Below are 11,952 nucleotides of genomic sequence, written 5' to 3'. Positions count from 1 at the left end.
TGATACGCGCGGGTCGCCTGCCGGCGAGTATGACTGACGGCGACCGCATCCGGGAGCTGGACGACGCGACCGTAGCCCAGATTGCGGCGGGCGAGGTCGTCGAGCGGCCCGCGAGCGTGGTGAAGGAGCTCGTGGAGAACAGCCTCGACGCGGACGCCGCGAGCATCGACGTTACCGTGGAGAGCGGCGGCCGCGACCGAATCGTCGTCGCGGACGACGGCCACGGGATGACCCGGGAGGACCTGCGGGCTGCGGTCCACCAGCACACGACGAGCAAACTCAGCGACGCCAGCGAACTGGACGCAGTCGCGACGCTGGGCTTCCGGGGCGAAGCCCTCTACACCATCGGTTCCGTCTCGCGGATGACGGTGACGACGCGCGTCCGGGACGCGGGCGACTCCGGGTCGACGCTCACCGTCGAACACGGCGATATCGGTGACCTACAGCCGGCTGGACGGCCGGCCGGGACCACGGTGGAGGTCGCGGACCTGTTCGCGGAGACGCCGGCGCGCCGCAAGTACCTGAAGCGGCCGGCGACGGAATTCGCACACGTCAACCGCGCGGTGACGCGGTACGCGCTCGCGAACCCGGACGTCGCCGTCTCGCTGACTCACGACGGCCGCGAGGTGTTCGCGACGACCGGCAGCGGGGACGTGCGGGACGCGGCGCTGTCGGTGTACGGCCGCGAGGTCGCCCAATCGCTCGTCCCAGTGGACGCGACACCCGAGGGACCGGTCGAGCGCGTCCACGGCTACGTCTCGGAGCCGGAGACGACGCGCTCGACCCGCGAGTACCTCGCGACGTACGTGAACGGGCGCTCGGTCCGCGACTCGGTGCTCCGCGAGGCCGTCCTCGACGCCTACGGCGGCCAACTCGCCGCAGACCGCTACCCGTTCACGGTGCTGTTCGTGGAGACGGACGGTGTGGATGCCAACGTCCACCCGCGGAAAATGGAAGTCAGGTTCGAGCAGGAGGACCGCGTGCAAACAGCCGTCGAGGACGCGGTGCGTGACGCGCTACTGGACGCCGGCATCGTGCGCTCGCAGGCACCGCGGGGCGCGTCGAAGCCCGGAGACGCGACGATTTCGCCCGCGAGCGAGCGCGACGAGAGCGAACATTCGGCAGAAGGGACGACGCGCGAGAGCGACACGTCCAGCGCGTCCACGGACGTCGCCGTGGAGAGCGCGGAACACCAGAGCCGCGTGACGGACTCGCTGTCGAACAGCGAACCCGAGTCGACCGAGCGGAAGCCGAGCGGAACCGAACGGGAGCCGAGCACGAGCGAGCTGACGGGGGACTCGACGACGAGCGAGAGCGAATCCAGCGAGCGTGCGAACACTCGTTCGTCGTTCGACGCGCCGACGGAGAACGCGCGACTCACGGAGCCGACGAGCGGGGCCGACGACGAGGACGCGGCGGACGACTTCGACTCGCTGCCGGAGTTGCGCGTGCTCGGCCAGTTGGCGGAGACGTACGTGGTCGCGGAGACGGACGACGGCCTCGTGCTCGTCGACCAGCACGCGGCCGACGAGCGCGTCCACTACGAACGCCTACAGGAACAGGTCGGCGGCGCGTCGCAGGCGCTCGTCTCGCCGGTCGAACTGGAGTTGACGGCGGGGGAGGCGGCGGTGTTCGACGCGGCAATCGAGGACTTGCGCGCGCTCGGGTTCGACGCGGAGCTGTCCGGGCGGACGGCTCGCGTGACGGCGGTGCCAGCGGTGCTGGCAGACGTGCTCGACCCCGAGTTGGCGCGGGACGTGCTCGCGGACTTCGTGGCGGACGCGGGCGGTGACCCGGTCGCGGACGCCGCGGACGACCTGCTCGCGGACCTCGCGTGTCGGCCGGCGGTGACGGGGAACACGTCGCTGACGGAGGGGTCGGTGGTGGCGCTGCTGGAGCGACTGGACGCCTGCGAGAACCCGTACGCGTGCCCGCACGGCCGGCCGACGCTGATTCGCGTGGACGCCGACGAGCTCGCCGAGCGCTTCGAACGCGACTACCCCGGGCACGGTGGGCGGCGCCGCGAAGACGGCGGGAACTAAACCCCGGCCGCCGTACCGCGGGGTATGGACCTCGTGACGTTCGGCGAGACCCTGCTCCGGCTCTCGCCACCCGGACAGGAGCGACTGGAGCGCGCGACCGAACTGGAGTTCCGCGCAGCGGGCGCGGAGAGCAACGTCGCGGTGAACGCCGGCCGCCTCGGCGCGGACACTGCGTGGCTGTCGAAACTCCCAGACTCGCCGCTGGGCCGGAAGGTGACGGCGACGCTGCGCGCGCAGGGCACCGAGCCCGACGTGGCGTGGAGTGAGACCGGGCGGCAGGGCACGTACTACCTCGAACAGGCGGGCGAGCCCCGCGGGACGAACGTCGTCTACGACCGCGCGAACGCCGCGGTGACGACCGCGACGCCCGACGAACTCGCGACCGAGCGCGTCGACGCAGCAGAGTACTTCTACACGAGCGGCATCACGCCCGCGCTCTCGAAGATGCTCGCGGAGACGACCGCCGCGCTGCTTAAGCGCGCGACGGCCTCGGAGACGACGACGGCGCTGGACGTGAATTACCGCGCGAAACTCTGGGAACCCGAGGAAGCCCGCGAGGTGCTGGAGACGCTGTTCCCGGACGTGGACGTGCTCATCGTCGCGGAGCGCGACGCACGCCACGTGCTCGCCCACGAGGGGAACGCCGGCGAAATCGGGCGCGGGCTGGCAGACGAGTTCGGCTTCGAGACGGTCATCGTGACGCTGGGCGCGGACGGCGCGCTCGCGGTCCACGACGAGGACGTCTACGAGCAGCCGGCGTTCGAGGCCGACACGTACGACGCGGTCGGCACGGGCGACGCGTTCGTTGGCGGGTTCCTCGCGCGCCGCATCGAGGGCGGCGACGTGCGTGACGCCCTGGAGTGGGGCGCTGCGACCGCGGCGCTGAAGCGCACGATGCCCGGCGACACCGCGCTGGTCACGCGCGAGGAGGTCGAGGGCGTGCTGGCGGGCGAGGGCGCGGCAATCAACCGCTGACGCGCGCGGTTCGAACGCTGGCCGGAGGAAACGGTTGTCTGCTTGTCGGGTAGGCGGGCTAACACGTGGCCCCAAGGCGTTTTTGTCCGACTGCACTCCGATTCGGACGCGATGAAACGAACAGCGACCGCTGCACTGCTGACGGTGTTGGTCGTCGCGAGCGCCGGAACGACGGCTGCCGCGGCAGCAGCGACCAGTACGCAGGGTAGTGGCGCAGTGTCAGAGGCACAGAGTGGGTCGGCGTACGCCGGAACGCACGTGCAGTTCGACGTCCGGCAGAACGCCGTGGCGAACTACCGCGTCGGCGGGGACATCGCCCTCGACAGCGTGAAGGTCCAGTCCGAGTCCGCCACCGACGGCGGCATCGGCGTGGACGTCGGTGTCGACCTCTCGGCGGTGACGAGCATCGCCGGGAGCGCGCTCTCGATGCAGACGAGCGCGAACGCCCAGGCCGAAATCGCCGCCGAAGGGTCGGCGTCGATGACCGCCCACGACAACGACCACGGCATCCTCGTCGTGGAAGCGGGCGGCAACAACCAGGTGGTCGTGGCGAACGTCTCCGAGGGAGCCACGGCCGAGAGCGAGTCGGACAGCCAGGTCGAGGTGACGACAGCGAACGGCACCCAGGGGACGTTCGTGGTCGTCGGGAACGGCTCCGTGACCGTCAACGAGGATGGCGACGTCTCCGCGCGGCTCGAAAGCGACTCGCGGCTCGTGTTCCGCGCGTACCCCGAGGAGAAGTCCAGCGAGGACGAGCAGACCGAGGAGTACATCGCGTCCGGGACGGCGACCGGCGAGGTGTACGTCGAACAGCAGGACGGCGAGATGGTGACTGACACGGTGACGTACAGCCAGCAGACGGCTATCGCAGCCGAGCAGGCTGCCGAGGACACCGTTCGCGTGACGGTCAACCGCACCCGCGAGCGCGGGAAAATCGTCGTCACGAGCGTCAGTGAGGCCGCAGTAGGGACCGTCTCGAACATCGACGTGACGGTGGACGGCGAGGCTGCCGTCGAAGCGTCCTCCTACAGCGAAGTTGAGGGCGCAATCGGCGGCGACACCTCGCGGTACATGGTGAAGCAGTCGTCGAGTGCGTCGTCGAAGGCGAAGGTGTACGTCGCGCTCAACCGCTTCTCGAAGCGCACCATCGAGATGACGGGGAGCGAGACCACCGAGACGACGCAGGGCACGACGAGTGAGACGATGACCGCCGAGACGACGGCCGCAGACACCACCGAGTCCGGTGGCGACGGCGGCGAAACCGGCGGCGGCGCGCCCGGGTTCGGCCTCGGCACCGCTCTGGTCGCCGTGCTCGGTGCGGCGCTGTACGCGCTCCGGCAGTAGCGACTGCAGCCGACTCTCGAACGTTCTCTCGGCGCGGCCGACGCCGGTGCGCGTCGCTCCGGGCCGAAACCATTTCTCGCGGGCGCACGTCGGCCTAGCTATGACGCGACCGCACGTAGTCGTCGTCGGAGCGTACGGGAGCGCGGGCGTCGCGGCCGCCGAAGTGTTGGCCGAGGCGGACGTGGAACTGACACTCGTCGACGACGGCGAACCCGGCGGCGGGCTCTGCATCCTCCGCGGCTGCATGCCCTCGAAGGAGGTGCTGTCGGCAGCCGCGCACCGCTATCAGGCCCGGGACGACGACCGGTTGGTCGGGGACGTCCCCGACGTGGATCTGAGCGCAGTGGTCGAGCGAAAGGATGACAACGTGCTCGGGTACGCCGAGCACCGCCGGGGCGCGGTCCACGACCTCGCGGAGCGCGAGAACGTCACCTTCCACCACGAAACCGCCGACTTCGTCGACGACCGCACGCTGGACGTGGGTGGCGAGCGCATCGAGGCTGACTACGTCGTGCTCGCGACCGGGTCGACGCTGAACGTCCCAGACCTCCCGGGCATCGACGACGTGGACTGGATGGGCAGCAGGGACGTGCTCGATGCGACCGAGTTTCCGGACTCCGGGGTGGTGATGGGGTTCGGCTACGTCGGCCTCGAACTCGTCCCGTACCTCACGGAGGCCGCGGGGATGGACATCACTGTCGTCGAGCACGACGACCGGCCGCTGGACGACTACCACCCGTCGTTCGGCGAGGAACTACTGGATATGTACCGCGAGGAGTTCGGCGTCGAGATTCGCACGGAGGTCCGCGAGGAGCGCGTCGAGGCGACGCCGGACGGCGGCGCGCGCGTCCACCTCGACGACGGCTCCGTCGCCGAGGGCGACCAGTTGTTCCTGTTCACGGGCCGCGAGCCCTCGTTCCCCGACGACATGGAGAGAACCGCGCTCTCCCCGGAGCCGGGCTGGGTCGGGGACACGATGCAGGCGGCGGACGACGACCGCGTGTTCGTCGTCGGCGACGCCGTCGGCGACCGCATGCTCCTACACACGGCCAAAGAGGAGGGCTACCTCGCGGGCCGGAACGTCGTCCACCGCGAGGCCAGCGAGCCGCTGGAGGAGTACGACCCGCTCCCGCACAAGGTGATGTTCTCGGGCGCGGGCGTCTACCCGTTCGCCTCGCTCGGGCTGACGACCGAGCAGGCGCGCGAGGAAGGCCACGAGGTCGTGACCGCGCAGCGCGACGCCAGCGACGACGGCGTGTTCAAGGCGAAGGTGGCGTCGCGTGGGACGGCGCGATTAGTCGTCGATGCCGACGACGGCACCGTGCTCGGCTACCACGGCCTCCACTACGACGCGGACGCGATGGCGAAAACGATGCAAGTGATTCTAGAGGGAGAGATGGACGTCCGAGAACTTCCGGACCGTGCGTACCATCCGACGACGCCCGAAATCCTGGACGGGCTGTTCCGCGAGACCGCCGCGCAGTTGTAGTTAGTCGGGGCGCAGCCACGCGGTGTCGTACTCGCCGAGCACGCTGTCGACGGCGCTGGCGAGGTCCTCGAAGCGGTCCGTCGGCAGGCGGTCGGTGGTGACGAACGCGCCGTGGTAGCCATGGATGACGCGCGTGAGGTAGCCGTGCTCGAACGCGCGGATGGTGAATTGGTAGTCGCCGAGTTCGGTGTCCTCGTAGATGCGCTTGGACTTGAAGCCGCTGCGCTCCTCGTTGGCGAACCCGACGATGTTCGCGCCGGGTTCGAGGTCGTCGCGGAGGTATATCTGTTCCTCGTTGGTGGTGTCGAAGTACGTGATGCTGCGGAGGCGGTCGCCGACGGTGGTCCGGCAGACGCTGACGAGTTCGTCCGCGAACGCCTCGTCGAGGTTGCTATCGTTTCCCATACTGGTCCTGCGGAGAGCGCCAGCAAAAAACCACGGGCGCGCTACGGGGAACCGGGAGCACCGCCTACAAGAGTTATACGCGCTCCGTTGGAACGGCGTCACATGTCCGACTCAGAGAGCAGCGACGGCGAGTTCGACGAGCAACCGGCCGCTCTCGGGGTGAAAGTCGGGAGCACGCGCACGGTCGTCTCCGCGGGCGACGCCGACGACCCGAACGTTCTCCGCACGCTGACGTGTCTCGCCACCTACGAGGACGCGCTCACCGGCGAGGAGCACGTCCTCTACGGCGAGGAAGCCGCGACCGAGTACCCCGACCGCGTGCGCTACATGCTCCGGTCCGGGCTGCCCGAGGACGAGGAGACGACAGACCTCGCGAAGACGTTCCTCGAGGAGTTCGCACGCTCGAACGGCCTCCCCGAGGACTCGGTCGTGGTGTACGCCATCCCCACCATCGACAACGAGATCGGGCTGGAGCGCCACTCCGAAATCATCGAGGACGGCCCCCTCGGCGAGCGGCTGGTCCGGTCGTACCCCGAGTCGCTGTGCGGCGCGGTGCCCGCGCTCGGCGACGACCTCGAAGCCATCGAGGAGACGTTCGTCGCCGTCAACATGGGCTCGACGAACCTCGAAGCGTGCGCGTACCGCCGCGGCGAGCAGCTCGCGCCGTTCTCGACGGGCGCCATCACAGGTACCGAGGTCGACCGCCGCATCGCGAACTACGTCGAGGAGGAGACGCAGGGCCGCGTGAACATCGACCTCACGACCGCCCGCGAGTACAAGGAGGAGCACGCGGACTTCCTGAACTACGAGCCGTTCAGCGACATCATCCAGCAGCCCGGCGGCGGCACCTACGAATTCGCCATCGAGCACAGCGTGATGGACGCCGTCGACGAGTACGTCGACGACGCGGTCGACGAGGTCGCGAACGTCTTCATGCCGGAACTCGCCAACGACTACATGAAAATCTACCAGCAGGCCCTCGACAACCCGGTCGTGCTCACGGGCGGGATGGCCTGTATCCCGGGCGTCGTCGCCGAATTCGAGGAACGCCTGAGCGAGGAACTCGAACGCGACGTCGAGGTGACGACCGCCGACGACCCGGCGACGGCGGCCGCGCGCGGCGCCCACCGCATCGCCGACCGGCTCGTGGAACTGAACGAGTACTGAGCCGGACAACGTTTTTCTCGGCGGGCGAGAACCACCTGAACGGGATGGTCCCCGACCTGCGCGACGACGTCCCGACCGAAGAGGTACAGTTGACCGACGGTCGCACGCTGGCGTACGCGGAGTACGGCGACCCCGACGGCACGCCCGTGTTCTTCTGTCACGGCACGCCGGGGTCCCGAATCTCCGGGCAGCTCGGCCGCGACGCGAAAGCCGAGGTCGGCGCGCGCGTAATCGCACCCGACCGCCCGGGCTTCGGCGCGTCCGACCGCCAGCCCGGCAGGACGTTCGCGGATTGGGCCGCGGACGTGGCGGCACTCGCGGACGAACTCGGCATCGAGGAGTACGCCGTCGTCGGCTTTTCCGGGGGTGGGCCGTACGCGCTGGCGTGTGCCGCACACAATCCAGAGCTCGTGACTCGCTGCGCGGTCGTCTCGGGGGTCGGGCCTCCGGGGTCCGCGCGCGGCGACCTCGGGTTCGAGCGCGCGCTGGCGTCCGCGTCGCGGGTGTCGCCGCAGTTCGGCCGGCCGCTCGTCTGGCTGATGGCGCGCGCCGTCGCGAGCGCGGACTCGTTCACTGACGTCGTCGGCGAACCCGACACGGACCTCGCGGACCCGCGGCGCGGCGAGAGCGGGCGCGTGCTACTGGCGGACTTTCGCGAGGGGCTGAGCCAGGGAACGACGCCGCTGGCGACCGACTACAGCGTGCTCTACGGCGCGTGGGACTTCGACCTCGCGGACGTCGCAGTGCCGACGCGCGTATTCCACGGGGAGAGCGACGCCAACGTCCCGGTCGCGCCGGGCGAAGGCGTCGCCAGCGAGGTGCCGACCGCCGACCTCACGGTCTACGAGGACGCCGGCCACTTCCGGCCAATCGTCGAGGAGGCACGCGACATCTTCGGCTGGGCAGTCGGGCGCGAGGAGAGCAAGTAGCGAGTAGGCGTTACGACGGGACGGTGCAGCCTTCGACGTACTCGACGTCCGCGACGGAGTCGATGGCGGGGTCGTCGCCGCAGACCGGGCAGTCGGGATTCTTCGCGACCGGTACCGTCTCGAAGGACATGTCGCCGGCGTCGTAGAACAGCAGGCGGCCGGTGAGGCGCTCGCCGTAGTCGAGCAGGCCCTTCACGCACTCGGTGGCCTGAATGCAGCCCATCGTCCCGGGGAGGATGCCGAGCACGCCCGCGGTCGCGCAGTCGGGAATCGTTCCTTCTGGTGGGGCTTCCGGGAACAGGCAGCGGTAGCAGGCGTTTCCGGGTTCGTACGTGATTGCCTGGCCCTCGAAGCGGTAGATGGCGGCGTGGCTGAACGGAATCTCGCGGAGCACGCAGGCGTCGTTGACGAGGTAGCGCGTCGCGAAGTTGTCCGAACAGTCCACCACGTAGTCGACGCCGTCGAGGAACTCGCCGACGTTCGACTGGTCGAGGCGCGTGACGTGCGCGTCGACGTCCACGTCGGGGTTGAGGTCCTTGACGTACTCGCGGGCGCTCTCGGCCTTCGGGCGGCCGACGTCGGCGTCCGCGTGGATGATTTGGCGCTGGAGGTTCGAGCGCTCGACGTCGTCGTGGTCGACGATGCGGAGCCGGCCGACGCCCGCGGCCGCGAGGTACTGGATGACCGGCGCGCCCAGACCGCCCGCACCCACCACGAGCACGTCGCCGTCGAGCAGGCGCTTCTGGCCCTCGGCGCCGACGTCGTCCATGATGATGTGTCGCGAGTAGCGGTCGAGCTGCACCGGGTCGAGATTCAGCCCGGACATACCCGTGGGGACGGCGTGGGCGCGGGTAAGCGTTTCCCGTCCGGCAGTACGCGTCGACGAAGCTGTCGCTGGCGGGTGTAGCGACGAAAGAACTACGGGTACCCCTACCCGGCAGTGGCTCATACCGACTCCCCCGGTAAATGTCTTGTCAGGTCGAATCGCGACCGATAGGGACGGACTAAATCCCGATAGAGACCCCTTAGCCGCCGTATTCGGCGGTTTCTGAGTCGGCGGGGAGCGCGCGACGGATTCGCCGGGCCGTGGTGGCGACCTCGTCGCTGGCGCGCCCGACCGCGCTCAACAGCGGGTGCGACGACGACAGCGACTGGTAGAGGTACTCGTTGAGCGGGCGGGCTTCCGCGGACGGCACGTGGACGGTCTTCGGTTCGAGGTCGACCGCCTGGCGGCGGACGGCGAGGTCCTGGCAGTCGGCTTCGAGGGCGTCGAGGTCCGCGAGGAGCTGCCGGAGTTCGTGCGGCGGACAGCCGTAGAACGGCCGCGAACGAATCGCTACGAGGTCCTCGTGGACGGCGCGGAGCGTCCGCTCGGCGGCGTCGAGCGCGCTCGCCTCGTCGTTGAGGTCCGAGCAGAGTCGCTTGCGGCTGCGCTTGGACTCACGAGCGGCGGCGAGCAGTTGGTCGCGCAGGAGCGGCGTCACGCGAGCAGCCTGCCGGAGCGCCACCGCCAACTCCGCCCCGAACTCCGAGGCCACGCTCTCCCAGTAGGTGTCGCCGTACTCGGCCGCGTAATGCGGGGCGTCCATGACCGTCTCGACGTACGCCTCCCGAATCGCGACACTCGCGGTGCTGTCGGCGTGGTCGCGTCGAGTAGCGAGCGTGGTCGTCGCCGACCAAGCGGGCATCGAGTCGGCGGACTCGGCGTCGACGTCGACCGACTGGACGCGCCGGCAGAACCGCGTGAAAGCGTCAGCTTCCGTCTGGAGAATGTGTCGTTCACGGCGGAGTGCGCGGCGCGCGTCGGGAATCCACTCCCCGAAGCCCGCGGTCGCGTCGGTCCCGTGCCCCCGAGTGGCAGACTGTGGCATATCCGTGGCTTCGACAGCGCTCGTATAGAAGACTGCTAGGAGTGCTATATTGGTCTCGGTGCCCGTCCCCACCCGGGACCGAGTTCGGCCGATGCGTTCAGGTGGCCGCGGCGTCAGTAGCGACGTATAGATGAACGCGCGACGCGGTGCCGAACACGTGATTGCCGATGAGTGACGCGCCGGAGTTCCCCTTTCTGGACGCGCTCGACGACGTGTTTCTGGGGTTCGACGAAGACGGGGCCGTCGTGGTGTGGAACCGAGCAGCCGAGAACGTGACCGGCTACACCGACGCCGAATTGGCGGCGGCGACGCTCGGCGACCTCTTCGACGTCCAGACTACGGAAGTCGTCGACGAACTGTTCGACACCGGGTCGGCGGTCGTCGAAGCCGACCTCGTGACCGCCGACGGCGACCGCATCCCCTACGACTTCGAAGCCCACCGCGTCGCCGCCGACTCCCCCGCCGCCTTCGCCGGCATCGGTCGCGACGTGACGGAGCGCCACGACCAACGAGCACGCATCGAGGCGCGCGAGCAGTTCCTGCGCGAGATGTACGAAGTCATCGCGAACCGCCAGCGGTCGTTCACAGAGAAAGTCGAGGCGCTGCTCGCGCTGGGCCGCGACGAACTGGGGACGGCGTACGGGACGCTCTCGAAAATTGACGGCGACGACTACGTCTTCGAAATCGTGGACGCCGCCGACGACAGCATCCAGGCGGGCGACGTCGTCCCGCTCTCGGCGACGAACTGCGAGCGCGCCGCCAGCGACGAACAGACGCTGGTGCTCGGCGACGTCGCGCGGGACGCTCCCGAGGAGACCGACCGCGCCGGCTACACGGAGTGGGGAATCTCGTGCTACATCGGCGCGCCCGTGTTCGTCGACGACGACGTGTACGGGACGTTCTGCTTCTACGACACGGAGCCACGCGACGGCCAGTTCTCGGAGTGGGAGGTCACACTCGTCGACCTCATGAGCCGCTGGGTGAGCTACGAACTCCAGCGCGACCGCGCGAACGAGCAACTCCAGCGCCAGAACGAGCGCCTCGAGGAGTTCGCGTCGGTCGTCTCCCACGACCTCCGGAACCCCCTGAGCGTCGTCGAGGGCTCCCTCGAACTGGCGAACGAGACTGGGGACGTCGAGCATCTGGACCGCGCTCGGCGCGCACTCGACCGCATGGAGACCCTCATCGACGACCTCCTGACGCTCGCGCGCTCCGACACGGCGCTCGGCGAGACGGAAGCGGTCGACCTCGCGTCGTTCAGCCGCGAGTGCTGGGAGACCATCCCGTCCGGGGGTGCCGCGCTCGCGGTCGAAACCGACCAGACCATCGAAGCCGACCCGACGCGCCTCCATCAACTCCTCGAGAACGTCTTCCGGAATGCGGTAGAACATGGCGGCGACGCTCCCACCGTCCGCGTCGGCGACCTCGACGACGGCTTCTACGTCGAGGACGACGGCCCCGGGATTCCCGAGGACGAACGGCAGAGCGTCTTCGAGCGGGGCTACTCGACGACACCCGAGGGAACGGGCTTCGGGCTCGCCATCGTCGCGGAGGTCGCGCACGCCCACGGCTGGGACGTCGTCGTGACCGACAGCGCAGACGGCGGCGCACGCTTCGAATTCGTCGACGCGGCCGCATAGCGAGCGTAGGGCCTGGCGGATTGTGAACCGGAGGAAGACGTGCTCGCTCACTACGTTCGCTGCGCGCGACTTCCAGGGTTCAAATCCTGC

At 69.2% G+C, this 11,952-nt stretch carries 10 protein-coding genes; 7 read left to right on the top strand and 3 right to left on the bottom strand.

What is annotated here, in order from left to right:
- The first annotated feature begins 29 nt into the window (after positions 1 to 29).
- From mutL to LPA46_RS00830, 4 genes are all read left to right on the top strand, one after another.
- The gene (gene mutL / locus LPA46_RS00845) at positions 30 to 2,042 is read left to right on the top strand and encodes a DNA mismatch repair endonuclease MutL (RefSeq protein WP_230890965.1); all 2,013 of its coding nucleotides are present in this window, start codon (positions 30 to 32) and stop codon (positions 2,040 to 2,042) included.
- 24 nt (positions 2,043 to 2,066) lie between these two features.
- Complete coding sequence (gene kdgK1 / locus LPA46_RS00840; protein WP_230890964.1) at positions 2,067 to 3,017, top strand: bifunctional 2-dehydro-3-deoxygluconokinase/2-dehydro-3-deoxygalactonokinase; 951 nt, start codon at positions 2,067 to 2,069, stop codon at positions 3,015 to 3,017.
- 111 nt (positions 3,018 to 3,128) lie between these two features.
- Positions 3,129 to 4,361 (top strand): hypothetical protein, encoded by a 1,233-nt coding sequence (locus LPA46_RS00835; RefSeq protein WP_230890963.1) that lies wholly within the window; start codon positions 3,129 to 3,131, stop codon positions 4,359 to 4,361.
- 100 nt (positions 4,362 to 4,461) lie between these two features.
- The gene (locus LPA46_RS00830) at positions 4,462 to 5,850 is read left to right on the top strand and encodes an FAD-dependent oxidoreductase (protein WP_230887864.1); all 1,389 of its coding nucleotides are present in this window, start codon (positions 4,462 to 4,464) and stop codon (positions 5,848 to 5,850) included.
- On the opposite strand, the gene LPA46_RS00825 is transcribed toward LPA46_RS00830, so the two are convergent.
- Positions 5,851 to 6,255 carry a DUF7522 family protein gene (locus LPA46_RS00825; RefSeq protein WP_230887865.1) on the bottom strand — a complete coding sequence of 135 codons (405 nt, stop codon included), beginning with the start codon at positions 6,253 to 6,255 and terminating at the stop codon, positions 5,851 to 5,853.
- Positions 6,256 to 6,357: 102 nt separating this feature from the next.
- Here LPA46_RS00825 and LPA46_RS00820 point away from each other — a divergent pair, with 102 nt between their 5' ends.
- Positions 6,358 to 7,422 carry a rod shape-determining protein gene (locus LPA46_RS00820; RefSeq protein ID WP_230890962.1) on the top strand — a complete coding sequence of 355 codons (1,065 nt, stop codon included), beginning with the start codon at positions 6,358 to 6,360 and terminating at the stop codon, positions 7,420 to 7,422.
- Between the two features lie 44 nt (positions 7,423 to 7,466).
- On the top strand, positions 7,467 to 8,351 hold the full coding sequence (locus tag LPA46_RS00815; protein WP_230890961.1) for an alpha/beta fold hydrolase: 885 nt from the start codon (positions 7,467 to 7,469) through the stop codon (positions 8,349 to 8,351).
- A gap of 10 nt (positions 8,352 to 8,361) precedes the next feature.
- Here LPA46_RS00815 and ubaA read toward each other — a convergent pair whose 3' ends face one another.
- Entirely contained in the window at positions 8,362 to 9,177 is an 816-nt protein-coding gene (ubaA, locus tag LPA46_RS00810) for an SAMP-activating enzyme E1 (protein ID WP_230890960.1), read from the bottom strand.
- A gap of 199 nt (positions 9,178 to 9,376) precedes the next feature.
- Positions 9,377 to 10,222 (bottom strand): DUF7260 family protein, encoded by an 846-nt coding sequence (locus LPA46_RS00805; protein ID WP_230890959.1) that lies wholly within the window; start codon positions 10,220 to 10,222, stop codon positions 9,377 to 9,379.
- Positions 10,223 to 10,389: 167 nt separating this feature from the next.
- Between LPA46_RS00805 and LPA46_RS00800 the strand changes: the two genes are divergently transcribed.
- Entirely contained in the window at positions 10,390 to 11,862 is a 1,473-nt protein-coding gene (locus LPA46_RS00800) for a sensor histidine kinase (protein ID WP_230890958.1), read from the top strand.
- Positions 11,863 to 11,952 lie beyond the last annotated feature (90 nt).

Source organism: Halobacterium sp. KA-6 (assembly GCF_021029015.1).
GTDB lineage: Archaea > Halobacteriota > Halobacteria > Halobacteriales > Halobacteriaceae > Halobacterium.
This window is presented reverse-complemented; position numbering and strand designations above follow the sequence as displayed.

Bases quoted from the DNA above. Each gene is read 5' to 3' on its own strand.
- mutL (WP_230890965.1), top strand. From the start codon at position 30: ATGACTGACGGCGACCGCATCCGGGAGCTGGACGACGCGACCGTAGCC.
- kdgK1 (WP_230890964.1), top strand. From the start codon at position 2,067: ATGGACCTCGTGACGTTCGGCGAGACCCTGCTCCGGCTCTCGCCACCC.
- LPA46_RS00835 (WP_230890963.1), top strand. From the start codon at position 3,129: ATGAAACGAACAGCGACCGCTGCACTGCTGACGGTGTTGGTCGTCGCG.
- LPA46_RS00830 (WP_230887864.1), top strand. From the start codon at position 4,462: ATGACGCGACCGCACGTAGTCGTCGTCGGAGCGTACGGGAGCGCGGGC.
- LPA46_RS00825 (WP_230887865.1), bottom strand. From the start codon at position 6,255: ATGGGAAACGATAGCAACCTCGACGAGGCGTTCGCGGACGAACTCGTC.
- LPA46_RS00820 (WP_230890962.1), top strand. From the start codon at position 6,358: ATGTCCGACTCAGAGAGCAGCGACGGCGAGTTCGACGAGCAACCGGCC.
- LPA46_RS00815 (WP_230890961.1), top strand. From the start codon at position 7,467: ATGGTCCCCGACCTGCGCGACGACGTCCCGACCGAAGAGGTACAGTTG.
- ubaA (WP_230890960.1), bottom strand. From the start codon at position 9,177: ATGTCCGGGCTGAATCTCGACCCGGTGCAGCTCGACCGCTACTCGCGA.
- LPA46_RS00805 (WP_230890959.1), bottom strand. From the start codon at position 10,222: ATGCCACAGTCTGCCACTCGGGGGCACGGGACCGACGCGACCGCGGGC.
- LPA46_RS00800 (WP_230890958.1), top strand. From the start codon at position 10,390: ATGAGTGACGCGCCGGAGTTCCCCTTTCTGGACGCGCTCGACGACGTG.